This is a genomic window from Amycolatopsis pretoriensis, assembly GCF_900107925.1.
Classification (GTDB): Bacteria; Actinomycetota; Actinomycetes; order Mycobacteriales; family Pseudonocardiaceae; genus Amycolatopsis; species Amycolatopsis pretoriensis.
Window position 1 is genome coordinate 1,263,434 of sequence record NZ_FNUJ01000001.1, and the last position, 17,342, is coordinate 1,280,775.

The 17,342-nt window shown below is 70.4% G+C and carries 15 protein-coding genes; 2 read left to right on the forward strand and 13 right to left on the reverse strand.

What is annotated here, in order from left to right; all coding sequences use genetic code 11:
- Positions 1–19 precede the first annotated feature (19 nt).
- From BLV96_RS05895 to BLV96_RS05955, 12 genes are all read right to left on the reverse strand, one after another.
- Positions 20–997, reverse strand: coding sequence for a zinc ribbon domain-containing protein (locus BLV96_RS05895; protein ID WP_086680372.1), 978 nt, complete (start codon positions 995–997; stop codon positions 20–22).
- 3 nt (positions 998–1,000) lie between these two features.
- A complete protein-coding gene (locus BLV96_RS05900) occupies positions 1,001–1,540 on the reverse strand; it encodes a phage tail protein (RefSeq protein ID WP_086680374.1) in 540 nt (179 codons plus the stop codon).
- Entirely contained in the window at positions 1,537–3,498 is a 1,962-nt protein-coding gene (locus BLV96_RS05905; RefSeq protein ID WP_086680376.1) for a putative baseplate assembly protein, read from the reverse strand. Before BLV96_RS05905 ends, BLV96_RS05900 begins: the two co-directional genes overlap by 4 nt.
- Complete coding sequence (locus BLV96_RS05910) at positions 3,498–3,908, reverse strand: GPW/gp25 family protein (RefSeq protein WP_086680378.1); 411 nt, start codon at positions 3,906–3,908, stop codon at positions 3,498–3,500. Before BLV96_RS05910 ends, BLV96_RS05905 begins: the two co-directional genes overlap by 1 nt.
- Position 3,909: 1 nt before the next feature.
- On the reverse strand, positions 3,910–4,191 hold the full coding sequence (locus BLV96_RS05915) for a PAAR domain-containing protein (RefSeq protein ID WP_086680380.1): 282 nt from the start codon (positions 4,189–4,191) through the stop codon (positions 3,910–3,912).
- 12 nt (positions 4,192–4,203) lie between these two features.
- Positions 4,204–6,027 carry a VgrG-related protein gene (locus tag BLV96_RS05920; RefSeq protein WP_086680382.1) on the reverse strand — a complete coding sequence of 608 codons (1,824 nt, stop codon included), beginning with the start codon at positions 6,025–6,027 and terminating at the stop codon, positions 4,204–4,206.
- Positions 6,020–6,781, reverse strand: coding sequence for a CIS tube protein (locus BLV96_RS05925; RefSeq protein ID WP_086680384.1), 762 nt, complete (start codon positions 6,779–6,781; stop codon positions 6,020–6,022). Before BLV96_RS05925 ends, BLV96_RS05920 begins: the two co-directional genes overlap by 8 nt.
- A 5-nt stretch (positions 6,782–6,786) precedes the next feature.
- Entirely contained in the window at positions 6,787–7,233 is a 447-nt protein-coding gene (locus BLV96_RS05930; protein WP_086680386.1) for a phage tail protein, read from the reverse strand.
- 2,812 nt (positions 7,234–10,045) lie between these two features.
- Positions 10,046–10,204 (reverse strand): DUF6760 family protein, encoded by a 159-nt coding sequence (locus BLV96_RS05940; RefSeq protein ID WP_086682608.1) that lies wholly within the window; start codon positions 10,202–10,204, stop codon positions 10,046–10,048.
- Positions 10,201–10,641, reverse strand: a complete 441-nt coding sequence (locus BLV96_RS05945) for a hypothetical protein (protein ID WP_086682604.1) — start codon at positions 10,639–10,641, stop codon at positions 10,201–10,203. The genes BLV96_RS05940 and BLV96_RS05945 overlap by 4 nt, the downstream gene beginning before the upstream one ends.
- Positions 10,642–10,645: 4 nt before the next feature.
- Positions 10,646–11,089, reverse strand: coding sequence for a phage tail protein (locus tag BLV96_RS05950; protein ID WP_086682601.1), 444 nt, complete (start codon positions 11,087–11,089; stop codon positions 10,646–10,648).
- A gap of 18 nt (positions 11,090–11,107) precedes the next feature.
- Positions 11,108–12,661, reverse strand: coding sequence for a phage tail sheath family protein (locus BLV96_RS05955; protein ID WP_086682598.1), 1,554 nt, complete (start codon positions 12,659–12,661; stop codon positions 11,108–11,110).
- A 190-nt stretch (positions 12,662–12,851) separates the two neighbouring features.
- On the opposite strand from BLV96_RS05955, the gene BLV96_RS05960 reads away from it, so the two are divergent.
- The gene (locus BLV96_RS05960) at positions 12,852–15,950 is read left to right on the forward strand and encodes a toxin C-terminal domain-containing protein (RefSeq protein WP_086682595.1); all 3,099 of its coding nucleotides are present in this window, start codon (positions 12,852–12,854) and stop codon (positions 15,948–15,950) included.
- On the forward strand, positions 15,950–16,459 hold the full coding sequence (locus BLV96_RS05965) for a hypothetical protein (protein WP_086682591.1): 510 nt from the start codon (positions 15,950–15,952) through the stop codon (positions 16,457–16,459). The genes BLV96_RS05960 and BLV96_RS05965 overlap by 1 nt, the downstream gene beginning before the upstream one ends.
- Positions 16,460–16,485: 26 nt before the next feature.
- Here BLV96_RS05965 and BLV96_RS05970 read toward each other — a convergent pair whose 3' ends face one another.
- Complete coding sequence (locus BLV96_RS05970) at positions 16,486–17,247, reverse strand: eCIS core domain-containing protein (protein WP_086682588.1); 762 nt, start codon at positions 17,245–17,247, stop codon at positions 16,486–16,488.
- Positions 17,248–17,342: the final 95 nt, after the last annotated feature.

A 17,342-nucleotide genomic window follows, 5' to 3' on the forward strand; every position in this document is an offset into this window, starting at 1 on the left:
CCAAAAGACTTTCGGTGACTCAGCCGGCCTCGAACAGCTCGATCTCGGAGATCGCCACGTCCGTGCCGTTGAGCGAGCGGTACAGCCCGGTCACGTGCAGCTCGACGCTCGTGGCGCCGGCGCTGTTCTCGATCGGGACTTCCTGGGAGTCCGGCGTGTCGGCCAGGACCATGTCGTAGGTCTTGCCGGTGGAGAACACCAGGTGCAGCTTCTGCGGCCGGTGCGCGGACGGGAAGTTCGCCGCGTCACCGGAGTACACGATCGCCTTCCGCAGGTCGGCCGGGTGGTCGAAGGTGAACACCAGCACCTGTTCCCGGTCGGCCGGAGCGGCCCAGAACGTGTTCTTGGCGTTGTCGGTGACCAGCGGTGCCGCGTGCCCGTTCGTCTGCGCGGTCGCGGTCACCTTGACCGGGTGGATCGGGTTCAGCTTGGCCTCGAAGACGCCGGTCACCTGGCTCCACAGCCCGGTCGCTGCGGTGTTGATCGCGCTGCGGAACGGCTGGTACAGCGCGTAGATCAGCGCCGAGAAGATCAGCGCCACCGCGACGGCCCGGCGGATCACCTTGCCCACGGTCCGGCGCGCGGCCCCGGCCCGGCCGGTCCGGCGGCGGACGCCGTCCTTGCCCGGCCGCTCGCCCGCCTTGTGCTCCTTCGGTTTGCGGCCGAACAGCCGCCGCCACCAGGACGTCTCGACGACCGCGGACTCGGCCAGCGACGCACCGCACCGGCTGCAGAAGTTGCGGGTGGGCGCGTTGCCCTTGCCGCACCGGCCGCAGATCAGGTCCCCGGGGTTGAGCACCTGGTCCTCGACGGTCTGGTGCACCGGCTGCCGGACCGGGGCGACCGGCTCGGCGGGCTGCACGACCTGCTGCTGCACCACCGGCTGCGCCCGCACCGCGACCGGGCCGTCGTCGTCCCACTTGAGGTAGCGGCCGCATTCGCCGCAGAACTCGACGTCGGCGGGCCCCTGGTGCCCGCACTCCGCGTAGATGACCATCCGCTACCCCTTCACCACTTCCACCGCGACCCGCACGTGGGCGGGCACCGCCTCCACGACCGCCGCCGTCAGCCGCCGCCGGTCCACCCGGTCCGGGTCGGGCACCCGCACCAGCACCTGCACCCACGCCGGTCCCGGGTCGGGCAGCGGCGCACCGGGCCGCGGCGAGCCGACGACGCCGCCGCTGTCGGTCACCTCGACCGCGCCGCCGGTCAGCAGCCCGACGTGCTCGGCCAGGCCACGCCGGGTGCCGCGCCACCGGTGCAGCTCGACCGAGCGCGTCACCAGCTGCCGCAGCTGCGCCGGGCTCCAGCTCTCGTCGACGCGCAGCGCGACCCAGTGCGCCAGCCAGCCGACGAAGTCCTCGGGTGCCACCCCGGGGTCCAGGTAGCCGGCGAAGTTGTCCAATGTGGACAGGATCGGGGCGAGGACCTCGTCGAGCGCGCCGGTGAAGCCCTGCACGAACCGGTCCTCGGCGTAGACCGCGGGCAGCTGCTCGCCGATCGGGTGCGCACTGGGCAGCCCCGGGATCCCCGTCCTCATGCGCCGGCCTCCCGCACCCGCACCTGGTGCCCGAAGGAGAACGCGAGTGCCTGGGGCGGCAGGTCGAGCCGGTCGACCTGGTCGCCGCGCTCGCGCGTGATCGGGTTCGCGGCGAACAGGCGCACATCCTCCACGAGTTCGACGCCGGGCAGCCGCTGCAGCACCGCGAACACCTCACCGGACTGCACCGGCCGCCCGAACGGCCAGCCGTCGCCGTCCGGGCCGCCGCTGAGCGGGTTGAAGTAGCCGTAGAGGGCCTGGGTCGCCCGGGCGCCGAGCGCGCCCGCCGTCGTCCGGCGCCGGGCCCGCAGCCGCGCGACCACCGTGACGCCCTGGTAGAACGGCGGTTCCACGGACACCAGCGCGCCCACGCAGCGCCGTTCGTCGAGGTGGCGCTCGATCCGGGCGCGCATGCCGGCGTCGAGCATCAGGGTGGCGAAGGCGAGCTCGCCGGTGTCGGGCACCGCCGGCACGACGAGGACCCGGATCGCGCCGGTCTCGCGGCCGTCGGGGCCGTGCGCCGGGATGCACCGCACGCGCGCGGCTTCCGGCGCCGCTTCGCGGGCGAGCTGCTCGTAGTCCTCGGCGGTGACCGCGCGGTCGCGGGTGCGCAGCAGCAGCGGGCCGCGGACCTGCGCGTCCTGCACCGATTCGCCGTCCACCCCGCCGATCGCGGGACGGCGGTTCACCACGCTGCTCACGAACGGGACCGGATCCCGTTGCACCTCGAGGACCTCGCGGGCGACGTTGCCGCGCCGCCCGCCACCGCAGCGGTATTCGGGGACGCGGATCGCGGCGGACTTGGCCGGGAACGCGCCGTAGTGGCGCAGGCCGCCCTCGGGCTGGCGCACCGCGGGGCCGAACACGACCTCGCCGCCGACCCGGTCGAGCACGACGTGCCGGTCGTCCGGCCCGGAGGCGGCGAACGAGCGGACCTCGGTCCACTGCTGCCAGCCGTCCGGGCCCGAGACCTCCACGACCAGCTCGCCGTCCCCGGCGACCACCGGCGGCCGGCCGAGCGGGAACCGCTGGCCCGGCGTGCCGTCGGAGGTCCCGACGATCTCGTTGCGGATGATCTCGGCGTGCACGGCACCGGCCGTGCCGCCGATGGTCGAGGCCTCGACCGCGTGCAGCCGCGGCGAGCGCTGGTAGAACGGCTGGTTCTCCTTCGCCTCGACCAGGCGGCACCGCAGCCAGCCCGCCCGCTGCCGCGCGAGCACCGACATGGTGTGCCCGGGCGGGACGTGCACCACGATGTCGCCGGCGCGGTTGAACGCACCGGTGCTGTCGCGGTCGACCTCGCATACCACCCAGCCGGTCCCGTCCCAGGCCTCCCACAGCCACGGCGGGTCCCGCGGGTCGACGCCCTGACCCTCGACCTCGCAGTTCAGCCGCAGCAGCACCGCGCACCCGGGCACGGCGTCCGACAGCCCGAAGCAGACCGCGTCACCGACGGCGGGGGTTTCGGTGAAGGCCGCCGGACCGCCGCCGACGAGCAGCTCGTCGGTGCGGTCGACCGGCGGCAGGCCGGTGTCGGCCGTGCTGGTCGCCAGGTGCGCGAACGAGCACGGCACGATCGTCAGCGTCCGCTCGACGGTGAACACCACGGGGTCCTCGACTTCGGTGCGCACGCTCGCGACCTGCTTGCCGGCCGCGACGACCACCGGGACGTCCCGGGCGGCCGAGAGCCAGAACGTCACGTCGGCGCGCGCCGCGGCCGGCGGGAACAGCCGGACCCCGATCAGCTCGAGGAACCGCAGGTAGTGCCGGTCCGGTACCCGGTTGAGCCGGTAGAGCAGCTGGTCGACCATCTGCGCGAACGTCTCGATCAGCGTGACGCCCGGGTCGGAGACGTTGTGGTCGGTCCATTCCGGACAGTTGCGCTGGACCAGGTACTTGGCTTCGTCGACCAGGTCCTGGAACCGGCGGTCGTCGAGGTTGGGCAGCGGCAGCGACATCACGCACCGTCCACTGGGGAGTCGTGCGGCGGGATGACGTAGAAGGGGAAGACGAGGTTGCGCGGGTCGTTCGTGCCGCGCAGGCGGTAGCGGATGTCGATCAGCAGGGTGCCCCGGTCGGCCTGGTCGAAGCTGACGACGACGTCGTCGAGGGTGATCCGCGGCTCCCAGCGCTCCAGCGCGATCCGCACCTCGTAGGCGATCTGCCCGGCGGTCGCCGCGTCGGCGGGCGCGAACACGAGGTCGTGCACGGCGCAGCCGAACTCCGGGCGCATCGGGCGTTCCCCCGGCGAGGTCGCCAGGATCAGCCGGATGCTCTCGACGACCTCGCGCTCGCCGCCGACCAGCGCGACCGAGCCGGTCGCGTCGGTGTGCAGCGGGAACGCCAGCCCGCGGCCCAGGAAGTCCATGTCAGCCTCCGATCAGGACGGTCGGGCAGCCCGTGACGATCGGCGCGCCACAGGTGGCCAGGTCGCCCATCCGGGCCGCCGGCATGCCGCCGATCAGCACCGTCGGGCAGCCCGGCGGCGCGATCGGCGTCGGCGGGTGCACCGCGGGCGGCGGGAACGAGCACGTGTGCAGCGTGCCGACGTTCGCGGCGGGCATGCCGCCGATCAGCACGGTCGGCACTCCCGGCCCGGCGATGACGCCCGGGTGCCCGGTCGGGTCGCCGACCCTCGCGGCTGGTGGCATGTCGCTCCCCCGTCAGTTGATCTTGACCACGCTGCCGCGCACGGTGACGATCCCGCTCGCGGTCAGCTCCGTCTGGCCCTGGCCGGCGACCGAAACGGTGGCGCCCTCGAGCTTCGCGCCCGCCGTGCCGTTCAGCTTCAGCTGCGCTCCCGCCTCGACGCTGGCGTCGGTCTGGGCCTTCACCGTCACCTTCTGGCCCTTGAGCTCCAGCGGCCCGGTGCCGGCGTCGATGCTCACACCGTTCTGGGCCTTGACGGTGACGCTCTTGCCGCTGGTCACTTCGATGACCTGGTTCTTCTGGTCGATCTTGACCACGAACTTCGCGTCGCCGGAGGACAGGACGATCCCGTCGTCCTCGGCGAACTCGAGCTTGTGGCCCTTCCGCGAGACGAACCCGCGCAGCGCCACTTCCCCGCTGTTGCCGTCGACGACGGGCTTGGTGAACTTCGACGGCGCCGTGTCCTTGGTGTTGTAGAGGCCGCCGAGCACGTAGGGCGCTTCGAAGTCGCCGTGTTCGAAGCCGACCAGGACCTCGTCGCCGACTTCGGGCAGCACCAGCGCGCCGCGGTCCTTGCCGGCGCCCGGCTGGACCGTGCGGGCCCAGGTGCTGGAGAAGTCCTTGTCCAGCCACGGGAACGTGAGCTTGACCCGGCCGAGTTTCGCCGGGTCCTTGAGGTCGGTCACCTGCGCGGGCACGACTCCCGGCCACGTCGAGGTCTTCGCCCCGCCCGCGACCAGGCCGTAGAGCGAGCGTTCCTGGCGGCCGGAGACGGCGAACTCGGTGGTGTAGCCGACCTCGTCGTTGAACAGGTGGCGCGTGCTGGTCAGCGTGTACTTGCCCGAAAACGGCCGGCCGACGCCGGTGAGCGTGACGGCGGTGCCGGCGCGCAGCTTCGGGTTGCCCTTGGCGACGCCGTCGAGTTCGGTGCAGGCACTGCCGAACCGGTCGGCGAGCGCCTTCGCGGTCGCGTCCGCCTCCCCCTGGCTGCGCCGGGGCGACGCGGCGTCGAGGAAGGGCGGGCCGGCGAACGTGCCCGCCAGCGCCACCGGGTCCACCCCCGGGACTTCGGTGCCCGCGTTCTTCGGGGTCGCGCTGGCGGTGATCGGCTGCTTGTTCTCGTAGTCCCAGCCGGTGACCCGCACTTCGGGGACCTGCTCGGCGGCGGTGACGCTGGCGCGCAGGCTGAGCAGCGTCCCGTGGGCTTCGAGGACGAGCGGGTCGGCGGTGGCCTTGGTGCTGGTCGGGGGCGCCCCGGCCGGCTTCTCCGGGAGTTCGAAGTTCAGCTTCCCGTCCCGGACGGCGATCTGCGCGCCGACCGCGTCGGCCAGGCGGGACAGGAACTCCCAGTCGCTGACGTTGTCCTGGGACAGCTGGGTGTTCGGCCGGCCGCCGAAGCCCCGGACGTTGTCGATCTTGCCGGCCGGGATGTTCGCGCGCTGGGCGACCTTGCGCACGACGTCGGCGATCGTCATGTTCGGATACGCCGCGACCCGGCGGCCGCGGAACAGCCGGTGCGCGTGGTCGTACCCGCGGACCTCGGTGAAGGTGCCGTGGCCGTCCAGGTCGATCGCGACCGCGGTGACCTCGCCCGAGAGCAGGTCCTGCGGGGCCTCCGGGTCGGACGTCTGGACCTTGAGCTTGATCTTGGCCCCGACCTTGAACTTCCCCTTGTCGAGCACGACGGTCCCGGGGTCGCGGAACCGCAGCACGAAGGTGTCCGGCAGGTTCCGGCTGTCGTCGACGTAGGCGTAGCTGAGCATCACCTTGACGTCGTCGGGCAGCGCGGTGCCCTCGACCTCGACCACGAGGGTGTTCGTGAAGGTCTCGTTAGCCATCGAGCTCCTCCAGCGCGGGCACCAGGAGCCGGGTGCCGGGCCGCAGCCGCATCGGGTCGTCGATGTCGTTGGCGTCGGCGATGGCGCGCCACCGCCCGGCGTCGCCGTAGGCGCGGAACGCCACCGAGGGCAGGGAGTCCCCGGCGACGAGCACGTGCGTGTCCCGCGCCGCGAGCGCGCCGGACGTCGGGTTCTGGCCGCCCAGCTCGCCGGAGATCTCTTCCAGGTTGATCGTGCAGACCGCGCGCACCGGCGTCCCCGACGGCGTGAACAGCGTGTACTTCGCGGTGACGGAGGCGACGTAGGCGGGGAAGCCGGTCATGCCACCCCACTTGAAGATCACCCACGGCGGCGACGGCTTCTTGTGCTGGCGACTGTCCTCGGTGGCCACGCAGCAGGTGAACAGCTGCTCGACCCTCTTGACGACGGCGTCGTCCATCTTGTCGGTGGCGTCGAGGAACATCTCCAGCGCGAGCTTGGCCGGATCGGACCCCTTGAACTGCGGCGGCGCGCTCTTCTTGGCGTTGGGCTGGGCGTCGCGGCCCCATTTGGCGTTCTTGCTCAGCGAGAGTTCCTTGGGGTTGAACTGGAATTCGATGTCGAACATCCAGTCGCCGGGCGGCTGCCCGGTACCCCCCGACTGCGGCGGCTTGTGGACCTTGAGCACCGCGCGCTGCAGGTTGCTGGGCGCGCCTGAGCTGTAGGCCGCCTTGGACGGGGAGCCGGCCGAGGTGAAGGTGACGGGCGAGGCCATCGGCGTCAGCCCTTCTTCGCCGGGCTGAGGAAGCCGTGGTGGGCCAGTTCGAGGGTTTCGGTGGCGACCTTGGGCGAGTCGGGCGAGAGCTGCGGCCCGCTCCACCGCACCGGGACGACGCCTTCGAGGGCCCAGCTGGCGATCACCTTGCCTTCGAGGGTGCGGGCCTCGATGGTGGCGGTCTTGCGTTCGATCCCGCTCGCGAGGCTCGCGAACCACTTGGTGATCTGCGCGCTGGCCTCGGTGACCGGGCGCGAGAGCTTGATGTTCGAGTACTTGATCCGGGTCGGCAGCTGCCAGACCATGCCGTTGTTGCCGCCCTCTTCCCGCTGTTCCATCACGAACTCGCAGCCGAGGCCGTCACAGCTGGAGAACGCGCCGAGGTTGCCGAGGTTCTTGTCGTCCAGCTTGACGACGTAGCAGACGGCAACGGCCTCTTCGGTGTCCGGCATCGGCATCTCCTTTTAGTGCGGGCGATCGGTGAGCGCACCCCGGCGCTCACGGTCGAGGCGGAGTTCGGTCTTGAGGCGGCGCAGGAGGGGGTCGAGGAGTTTTTTGACGAGTTCGTCGGTTTCGGGCGGCGCGGCGGGGGCTGGTTGGGGTGCGGGCGCCGGTGGTGCCGGATCCGGGTCGCGCTGGACGGCCGGGGTCACGCTGGGGGGCGCGGGTGGGGGGCTCGGGGCGGGTTGGGGTGGTTCGTCGACGGTTCTTGCGAGCGGCAACGGCTCGCTGGGGGTGACCGGTTGTGGCGGGCCTTTGGGGGTTGGGGCTCCGAGGGTGCGGCTCGGACGGTCCTGCACCGCTCGGCTGACCGGGAGTTCTTGCACCGCCTGGGTGGTGGGGAGTGCGAAAGGTTCGCTTGGTCTACCGACCGGGAGCGGGGTGTCGTGCACCGCTCGGCTGATCAGGAGAGCGGGGAGCTCGCTCGGGTGGTCCTGCGCCGCTCGGCTTGCCAACAGGGTGGGGGAATTGTTCGGCCGGTTGGCCGGGAGCGGGAGGTCTTGCACCGCCCGGCTGACCGGGAGCGGGAGGTCTTGCACCGCCCGGCTGACCGGGAGGGTAGGCAGGTCGCCGGGAATCGGGGGGTCCTGCGCCGCTCGGCTGACCAACAGGGTGGGGGGACTGCTCGGCCGGTCGGCCGGGAGTGGGAGGTCTTGCTCGGCCCGGCTGACCGGGAGGGTAGGAAGCCCACCTGGAATCGGCGAACGCTGCGCCGCTCGACTGACGGGGAGGGCTGGGAGCTCGTTCGGGTGGCCGGCCGGGAGGTTTTGCGTTGCTCGGCCACCCGGGAAAGCCGAGGGCGCGCTCGAAGTCGGAAGGTCCTGCGCCGCTCGGCTAACCAGCAGGGTGGGCGGCTCGCCCGGCTGGTTAGCCGGGTGGGTTTGCTCCGCTCGGCCGACCGGGAGGGCAGGGGGTTCGCTCGAAGTCGGAAGGTCCTGCCCCGCCTGGCTTACCCAGACGATGGGCGGCTCGCTCGGGCGGCCAACCTGGAGGCTTTGCGCCGCTCGGCTTACCAGCAGAGCGGGCTGCTCGCCCGGCTGGCCAGCAGAGTGCGCTTGCTCTGCTCGGCCGACCGGGAGGGCCGAAGGCCCACTCGGAGTGGGAAGGTCCTGCGTCGCTCGGCTTACCAAGAGGGTGGGCGGCTCGCTCGGCTGGCCGGCCGGGAGGCTTTGCTCCGCTCGGCCGACTGGGAGGGTGGGGAGCCCACTCAGTCGGCCGGTCTGAACGGGAACTTCGTGCGCCCGGCTGACCGGGAGGGTGGGGAGCTCGCTCGGCCGGCCGGTCGGAGCGGGGACCTGGTGCGCTCGGACGGTCGCGAGAGCGGGAGGCTCATTCAGCTGGGTGGTCGGGGTCGGGAGGTCGTGTGCTCGGCTGACCGCGAGCGCGGGAAGCTGAGGCTGGGTGGTCGGGGTGGGAAGGTCTTGTGCTCGGCTGACCGCGAGCGCAGGCGGCTCACTCGGCCAGCTGGTCGGAGCGGGGATGTCGGGTGCTCGGCTGACCGTGAGCTCGGGAGCCTGGCCAGTCAGAGTAGGGGCGTGCTGCGCCAGCTCGGGAAGCTCGCTCGGCTGACTGGTCAGAGTGGGAACGTGCCGCTCTTGCCCGGCCGCGAGCGCGAAAGGCTCCGCCGACCGGTCGGTCGACCGGTCGGTCGGGGTGGGGATGTCCGGCGCTCGGCTGACCGTGAGTGCGGGAGGCTCGCTCGGCCGGTCGGCCGGGGGCTCGCTCGGCGTCGGGAGGTCCTGCGCCGCTCGGCTGACCGGAAGCGCGGGGAGCTCCGTTGGCTGGACGGTCGGCGCTGGGCCGGCGGGACTCGGGTGGTCCTCCACCGCTCGGCTGACCGAGACCGCCGCGGTCTCGGTCGCCAGTGGCTTCACCGGGAGCGCGGGCGTTTCGACCGTCCGCGCCGAAGGCTCCTCCGGTTCTCGGTTGGCCGAGCCTGGAAGCGGCGACTCGTGCACCGCTCGGCTGACCAGGCGCGCCGGCGCATCCGGCTCCTGAGCCACCGGCAACGGGGCTCCCGGTGGCGGAGAAACACTCGTCGAGCCGCCCGGGGGGCCGGGCGGCTCAAGGGGACGGAACGTGTTGACCGGTGGCGCATCCGGCGCTCGTGACACCGTCACCTCGGGCCGCACGATCGGCGCACCGAGCCCGAGCCGACGTGGTGTCACCTGCTCGACCACCGGCAACGCCGGCGCCGAGACCTCCGGAACGTCCACAGGGGACACAGGAGACGGCGCAGACGGTTCCGTGATCGCCTGGACAGTCCGCACCGCAGGAACGTCCCGGGCCGAAGTCAGCGGCCGAACGACCTCCCGCGGCGACGTCACCACCGGCAGCACCACCGACGGCATCGGCGGCTCCGGGGCGAAAACCGGTTCGGAAGCCTCCTCCGGCGAGACCTCCCGCTGCACCGAGGTCTCCCACAGCCGCGACAGCCCGCTTCGCTTGCGAGACGCCCGCTGCACCACCGGCATGGCGGGCACGGGCGTCTCCAGCGTCCGGGGCTCGGCGAGGTCGCCGATGACACCCGATGGCTCGTCGGCGCCGACCCGGTGCCCGAGCGGCTCGAGGTAGGCCGGGCTCTGCCAGGACGTCAGCGACCCGCTGAACCGCTGCACCGGGTTCACCAGCGGGTACTCCTCCAGCACGCGCTGGATCGGCGGCACCCCGCGCCATTCCGCGCGGGTCACCGGCACCGGAGCAGGAACCGAAGCGGGAACCGAAGCAGGAGTCGTCTCCTTCCTGTTCCACCACATCGCAGCGTCACCGTCCCTGGCTCATCCGGGTGTTGATCCGGGCGATCTCGGCGACGTAGGTCAACCGGTCGGGGTGTTCGAGGTCGAGGATGTCGTCGAGCGACCAGTGCAGGTGGTAGGCGACGTACGCGACTTCCTCGTGCAGCCGGCCGGCCGCGTACGTCACGATTCCCCCAGGCGGCCACCGGCGACGTCGACGACGAAGCTGTGGCCGCACTCGGGGCAGGCGACGCCCGCCCTGGTGTGGCCTTCGCTGTTGATCCGGCGGTACATGTCCTGCAGGAACGCCAGGTCCGAGGCGAACAGGTTCTCGATGACCCCGGCGTGCACGTCGGTGATGTCGCCGATCCGGGTGACGACCCGGGCCAGCAGCACCACCGTGAGGAACGCCGAGTTCTCCCGCACCCGGTCGTCGCGCAGCGGGACGAGCTCGTCCCGGGCGGTGGCCAGGCGCATCACCCCGGAGTGGTGCACCTTGCCCTCGTCGTCGACGTACCCGCGCGGGAGCTCGAACGCGAACTCCGTGCGCAGCTTCGGCCGCTCGGTGCGCGGTTCGTCCGAAGCAACGGGAGCTTCCGGCGCCGACGCCATCACCCTGCGCATCGGCTCACTCGACTTCCATCTGCTCGTAGGTGATGACGAGCTTTTCGGTGAGCACGCTCGTGTCACCGGCCTTCAGCGAGCCGATCTCCAGGCTCTTCGGCCACGCGTTGGTGAGCTTGTAGCGCTTGAGCGCGGTGCCCTCGTAGTCGTAGACGATGATCGCGCCGCCCTTGCGGGCCGTGGTCATCTTGCCGAAGTGGGCGTCCTTGACCCACTTCTCGAAGCTGTTGTCCTCGGTCAGGCCGCGGGTCAGCGTTACCTCGCCCGCCTTGGGGCGGCCGGGCAGCTTCTTGATGACGTACTTGCCGTCCACGGTGTTCTGCTTGAGCTCGATGACGTCCTGCTCCATCTTGAGGCCGGAGACCTCGGAGATCTGCTTGATCTGGACGCCGTCGATCTCAAGCCCGAAGGAGTGGCCTACCGCCTTGTCGAGATCGGGAAGTGCCATGTCTGTGGAGTCCCTTCACTACTCGTTGACCAGGCTGGTGCCACCGGACATCTGGGCCAGCCGGAAGATCACGAACTCCGCCGGTTTCACCGGGGCGATCCCCACTTCGCAGATCACCTGGCCGAGGTCGATCCCCTCGGCCGGGTTGGTTTCGCGGTCGCACTTGACGAAGAAGGCCTCGTCGGGGGTGAGCCCGAACAACGCGCCCTTGCGCCACTCCATGACCAGGAACGCGCTGATCGTGCGCCGGATCCGCGCCCACAGCGCGTCGTCGTTCGGCTCGAACACGACCCACTGCGTGCCGCCGAGGATCGACTCCTCGAGGTAGTTGAACAGCCGCCGGACGTTGAGGTAGCGCCACGCCGGGTCGCTCGAGAGCGTCCGCGCGCCCCAGACCCGGATGCCCTTGCCGGAGAACGACCGCACGCAGTTGACGCCGATCGGGTTGAGCAGTTCCTGCTCGGCCTTGGTCAGGTGCGTCTGCAGGGCCAGGGCGCCGCGGACGACCTCGTTGGCCGGTGCTTTGTGGACACCGCGGGTGGCGTCGGTGCGGGCCCACACGCCGGCCATGTGCCCGCTCGGCGGGATGAACGTGTTCGTCCCGGTCGCGGGGTCGAGGACCTGGACCCAGGGGTAGTACAGCGCGGCGTACTTCGAGTCGTAGCCGGCCGCGTCCATCCGCCAGCCACGGATCTCCTGGGGGTTGAGGCCGGGCGGCGGGTCGATGATCGCCATCCGGTCGCCCATCAGCTCGCAGTGGGCGATCATCGCCAGCTGCACGGCCTTGACCGTGTCGAGGTCCAGCAGCTCGCGCTGGTAGGCGGCCATCAGGTCCGGCGCGGCGACCATGGTGATCTCGTCGATCGCCTCGAGGCCGCCGAACCCGGTGCGGTCGGCGACGTCGCCGACGTAGTCGCCGGCCCCGACCCGACGCGGCACCGGCGGCTCCTGCGGTTCCTTGGGCGGTTCGGTGAGCGTCGCGGTGCCCTTCTCGGGCTTGGTGACCGCGCCGCCGGTCGAGGCCTCTTCGACGGTGACGAAGCTGGACTTCTCCCGCAGCGCCGTGACGACGTTCTCCTTGGTGCGCTTGGTCGTCACGTTGTGGGTCTCGACGATCTTGCCGTCCTGCTTGACGAGCACGGTGAACCGGTCTTCGGCGGGGTTGTCGCCGGTCGGCTCGGCCACCTCGACGGTGATCTCGCCGGCCTGCTTGCCCTCCGGCAGCTCCTTCGCGACGAAGCGGTAGCCGCCGAGCACGGCCTGGCGCGCGGTGAGCTGCTTGGGCGTGGAGCCGTTGTCCTGGGCCCGCGATCCGCCGACGCGGACGATGTAGCAGTTGGTGCCGCCGTTGAGGAAGTAGCCGTAGACGGACTGGGCCAGGTAGCAGCCTTCGACGAAGTCACCGAAGGTCTGGGTGAACTGGCCCCAGTTGGACACCAGCGTCGGGGTGTTGAAGGGGCCGTCCGCCGCGAAGCCGACGAAGGCGGCGACGGCGGTGCCCACGCCCTCGATCGGCCGTGCGCCCGCCTCGATCTCCTCGACGTACACCCCCGGCGTGAGATAGGTGGGCATGCGGGCCTCCCTTGTCGACGCACAAGTCTTGACATCGCCGATCGTGCTGCCCGCGCGCCGGCCGCGGTACGACCGCACGGATAGGCCGGCGGGAACCGATCTCTGCCCTTAAAGGCAGCTGCCCGTTCGGGCACGCGGGGCCGCCCGTCCGGCCGTTGGCAACCCGCCGCCGCAAGTCGAGAGTGGATCCATGGCAACGCGGCGGGACCAGGCGCCACGGGAACCGTCCGCGCAGCCCGCGCGAACGGCCGGGCCCGCGCGCCGGACGTCGCCGCCGGCGTTGCTGCGCCTGCAGGCCTCCGCGGGCAACGCCGCGGTGTCGGGACTGGTCGCGCTGCAGCGGCAGGGCTGTCCCGCTCCCCCGGTCGCGCCCGCCGGTGTCACGCCCGCGTCCGACCCGAAGTTCCGGTCGCTGACCAAGGACGTCGGCGCGCGGGCCGGCACGGCGAAGGCACACCCGCCCGCCGGCGCGGAGGTCAAGAAGGCGCAGGACGCCGCCGTGGCGCCCGCCGACGACAAGGACGCGCAGGCCAAGGCCGCCCAGGCGGACAAGATGGCGGCGGCGAAACCGGCGGGGTTCGACAAGGCGGGGTTCATCGCCGCGGTGAACGCCGCCATCGCCAAGCAGGCCCCGAAGAACCTCGACGAAGCCGACAAGTTCGCCGCCTCCGGCAAGGCCGACCAGGTCAAGACCGAGGTGCTGGGCAAGGTCACCAGTGGCAAGGACGCCTCGGCCAAGGACGTCACCGATCGGACGAAGGAGGCGCCGGACCCCAGCCGGGCGGTGGAGAAGCCGGTCACCCCGCTGCCGCCGGCCCCGGCCCCGCCCGCGCTGGCGCCGCCGGACCCGCGCAAGGCCACGCCGGACAAGGCCCCGGCCGAGCAGACCGACCTGCGCGCCGACCAGTGCGAGACGCACGGGGCGATGGCCGCGGCGGGCGTCACCGAGCAGCAGCTGGCGCAGTCCAACGAGCCGGAGTTCACCGGCGCGCTGGCGGCGAAGCAGGAGGGCGAGCAGCACACGGCCTCGGCCCCGGCGGCGGTCCGCGAGTCCGAAGCCGGGCAGCTGGCCGCTGTCACCGGCGCGGCGCAGGCGTCGGGGCAGGCCGCGATGGCCGGCATGACGGGGGCGCGGTCGACGTCCGGGCAGCGGGGACAGGCGGCGAAGTCGGCCACGAAGGCGAAGGACGAGCAGGACCGGGCGCGGATCACCGGCGAGATCAAGGCGATCTTCGACGAGACCAAGACGAAGGTCGAGGGCGTGCTGGGCGCGCTCGACGACCAGGTGGCCAAGAAGTTCGAGGCGGGCGAGGCGCAGGCCAAGGCCGCGTTCACCGCCGACCACCAGGCCCGCATGAAGCGCTACAAGGACGAGCGCTACGACGGCATCAGCGGCGCGGCGCGCTGGGCGTACGACCTGTTCGCCGACCTGCCGGCGGAGGCGAACAACCTCTTCCTCGAGGCCAAGAAGGTCTACGAGGTGAAGATGCAGGGCGTCATCAGCGAGATCGCGGACTTCGTCGGCCAGCAGCTGGGCGAGGCGAAGCAGCTGATTTCCGACGGCCGTGCTCGCGTGAAGCAGAAGGTCGAGTCGCAGTCGCCGGCGTTGCGCAAGATCGCGGGCGAGGCGGCCAAGGAGTTCGGCGGCCAGTTCGACGACCTGGAGAAGTCGGTCGACGAGAAGCAGCAGTCGCTGGTCGAGGACCTGGCCCAGAAGTACTCCGAGGCCCGCACCGCGGTCGACGAGGAGATCAAGACGCTGCAGGCGGAGAACAAGGGCCTGTGGAGCAAGGCGAAGGAGGCCGTCGGCGGCGCGATCGAGACGATCCTGGCGTTGAAGAACATGCTGCTCGGCGTCCTGTCCCGGGCGGCGAACGCGGTCGAGCTGATCATCAAGAAGCCGATCGAGTTCCTCGGCAACCTGGTCAACGCGGTGAAGACCGGAGTGGTGAACTTCGGCGCCAACATCGTCCAGCACCTGAAAGAGGGCCTGAAGGGGTGGCTGCTGGGCAATCTGGCGAGCGCGGGCATCGAGATCCCGGAAGCGCTGGACGCGAAGGGCATCTTGAAGATGGTCCTGTCGATCCTGGGCCTGACGTGGGCGAGCGTCCGGGCACGGATCCTGCGGTTCATCCCGGAGCCGGTGCTGGCCAAGCTGGAGCAGACCCTGGGCGTGGTCAAGATCCTGATCACCGAGGGCGTCCCGGGGCTGTGGCGGTGGGTCGTCGAAAAGCTCGGTGACCTCAAGGAGATGGTGCTCGGCCAGATCAAGGAATTCGTGATCGAGAAGATCGTCAAGGCGGGCATCACCTGGATCATCTCCCTGCTGAACCCGGCGGCGGCGTTCATCAAGGCCTGCAAGGCGATCTACGACATCGTGATGTTCTTCGTGGAGAAGGCCTCGCAGATCAAGGAGTTCGTCGATTCGGTCCTGGACTCGGTGGAGTCGATCGCCCGGGGCGGCGCGGGTGCCGTGGCGGGGTTGATCGAGCGGACGCTCGGTCGGGCGTTGCCGATGGTGTTGGGGTTCTTGGCCAGTTTGCTGGGGCTGGGCGGGATTTCGGAGAAGATCAAGTCGGTGCTGGAGAAGGTCCAGGCCCCGGTGGGCAAGGTCGTCGACTCCGTGGTGGGGACGGTCGTCAAGGCCGGGAAGAAGATCTGGTCGAAGCTCAAGGGCGGCAAGAAGAAGACGGACGACGCGCACCCGGCCACCGCGCCGGTGGTCAAGACGCTTTCGATGCGTGGCCACAGTCATACGGTCACGTTCAAGCCCGGCGCCGCAGTCACCCTCGCGAGCAGCGAAGGCGGGCTTGTCGCCAAGGTGCTCGCTCGCCAGAACGCCATCAAGGACGATGACCCCAAGCCGACCGCAGAACTCGCGGCACTCCAGGACATCCTCGACAAGGCCCGGCGAAGCCAGGATTTGTACCGGAAGAAGGGCGTCGATGATCCGGAGTTCAGCCGTTCGTGTGAAGCAGTCATCGTCGCGATCTCGAGCTATGGCCAGAACTTCAACAAAGACGACATCGACCCCAAGCCGAAATCGACGGAAGAGGAGGGACGCTGGGAGAAATGGGACGGCATGGCTAAAGCGCTCGGCTTCCAGACGACCAACTACAAGTCGCACGGCGCCCCCGTCTACCGCCAGGGCAGCAACCGGTATATTACCCCTGACGTCGACTCTCACATCGGAGGCGTGTGGAAAATGGCGACCAGTGTGGCAAACCTCGGCTCGAAGAGGACTCGAATGGGAACCTACGACGCAAGCCTGAAGAAGATCGGCGACTGATGCCGGATTACGAGTGGCGGATCACCAAGTACAACCCCGCACAGAGGTCTGAAACGGGGAGCTTCACCGGAACAACTTGGTCGAGCGTCTGGGACATAGGAGAAAGCTTCGAAGACGAGTTGACGGTCGAAGAATATCTGCGAGTCGAGACGGCATATGCGGACGTCGCCACATCCCTGGCCGTCGAAAGCAACGCATACCAGCTCCACATATCCGAGCTTGAAAGCTTCGATGACAGCCAGGATGAACTCGCCAAGTTGGGACTACCGAAGATCTCGCGAAAGCTGCCGAAGCAGGACTCCGTGGTTTCGGTGACCGAGATCGGCGATCTGGTCCGGATCGCACTCCGCGAACTGGCCTGGTTCAAAATCCAGACACATTCGTTCTTCATCCACTTCGGACGCGACTTCTACATGTACGCCGGCAGCGATGTGCCGTGCGAGCGCTCCAGGAAACTCGCGCGATCACGCGGGCTATTCGTCGAGGACTTCACGTCGCCGTATGCGTAATCGCCATCCACTCGCAGCTTGACGGATCAGGAGGCCTCTTCTTCGGTTTCTTCCTCACGCTGCACGAACGTCTGCGCCATCTTCTCCTCTTCGCCTTCTTCGGCGGCAGGAGCCTCTTCCTCGCGCTGGACGGTCATCCGCTGCACCGACTCGTCGTGCGCAGAGCCGTCCTCGCACCGCTGGACCGCGGGACCGGCAGCGGAGATGGAAGCCGGCGCCGGCGCGGCCATCAACCGATCCGCGTTCGCCACCGCCTCGCGCTCGAAGCGGTCCGAAGGATCCGACACCTTCACCCCGCCCCCGGCGTCGGTCCCCTCCACCGGCCCACTCCGCTGCTGCACCACATGAGTCAGCTCATGCGCCAGCATGTGCTGCCCGCCCGCCGACGAAGGGTCGTACTTGTCGCGCTGGAACACGATGTTCGAGCCCACCGTGTACGCCTGTGCGTTCACCGATTTCGCCGACTCGTGCGCCGCGCCGTCGGTGTGGACCCGGACGTCGGAGAAGTCCTGGCCGAAGCGGGTTTCCATGTCCTCGCGCGTCGAGGTGTCCAACGGTGAACCGCCCGAGGAGACGACGTCGTGGACCGGGGAGCGCTCCTCCTCCACCAGTGAACCCACGCTCGTGTTGCCCACCGCGCGCTGCAGGTCCAGGATGCCTGACGCGCCCAGCACGTCCGGGCGGCCGGCCGCGGCGGCGCGGCCGAGGATGTCCGGGTCCTGGGCGTCCCGGTCACCCCGTGGCCGGACGCTCGGTTCGACCTCGTGTTCGTGGCTGTGCCCGCGCATGTCCGCTCCCTCCGCCGCCCGTTCAGCTTGCCGTGACGACGACCGCGGCACCAGATTGGCGTGCGCGGCCACTCGGGCAGGGAAAGCTGCCCGAA

Excerpts from the sequence above, each read along its gene's own strand:
- BLV96_RS05895 (WP_086680372.1), bottom strand. The coding sequence starts at position 997 with ATGGTCATCTACGCGGAGTGCGGGCACCAGGGGCCCGCCGACGTCGAG.
- BLV96_RS05900 (WP_086680374.1), bottom strand. The coding sequence starts at position 1,540 with ATGAGGACGGGGATCCCGGGGCTGCCCAGTGCGCACCCGATCGGCGAG.
- BLV96_RS05905 (WP_086680376.1), bottom strand. The coding sequence starts at position 3,498 with ATGTCGCTGCCGCTGCCCAACCTCGACGACCGCCGGTTCCAGGACCTG.
- BLV96_RS05910 (WP_086680378.1), bottom strand. The coding sequence starts at position 3,908 with ATGGACTTCCTGGGCCGCGGGCTGGCGTTCCCGCTGCACACCGACGCG.
- BLV96_RS05915 (WP_086680380.1), bottom strand. The coding sequence starts at position 4,191 with ATGCCACCAGCCGCGAGGGTCGGCGACCCGACCGGGCACCCGGGCGTC.
- BLV96_RS05920 (WP_086680382.1), bottom strand. The coding sequence starts at position 6,027 with ATGGCTAACGAGACCTTCACGAACACCCTCGTGGTCGAGGTCGAGGGC.
- BLV96_RS05925 (WP_086680384.1), bottom strand. The coding sequence starts at position 6,781 with ATGGCCTCGCCCGTCACCTTCACCTCGGCCGGCTCCCCGTCCAAGGCG.
- BLV96_RS05930 (WP_086680386.1), bottom strand. The coding sequence starts at position 7,233 with ATGCCGGACACCGAAGAGGCCGTTGCCGTCTGCTACGTCGTCAAGCTG.
- BLV96_RS05945 (WP_086682604.1), bottom strand. The coding sequence starts at position 10,641 with ATGCGCAGGGTGATGGCGTCGGCGCCGGAAGCTCCCGTTGCTTCGGAC.
- BLV96_RS05950 (WP_086682601.1), bottom strand. The coding sequence starts at position 11,089 with ATGGCACTTCCCGATCTCGACAAGGCGGTAGGCCACTCCTTCGGGCTT.
- BLV96_RS05955 (WP_086682598.1), bottom strand. The coding sequence starts at position 12,661 with ATGCCCACCTATCTCACGCCGGGGGTGTACGTCGAGGAGATCGAGGCG.
- BLV96_RS05960 (WP_086682595.1), top strand. The coding sequence starts at position 12,852 with ATGGCAACGCGGCGGGACCAGGCGCCACGGGAACCGTCCGCGCAGCCC.
- BLV96_RS05965 (WP_086682591.1), top strand. The coding sequence starts at position 15,950 with ATGCCGGATTACGAGTGGCGGATCACCAAGTACAACCCCGCACAGAGG.
- BLV96_RS05970 (WP_086682588.1), bottom strand. The coding sequence starts at position 17,247 with ATGCGCGGGCACAGCCACGAACACGAGGTCGAACCGAGCGTCCGGCCA.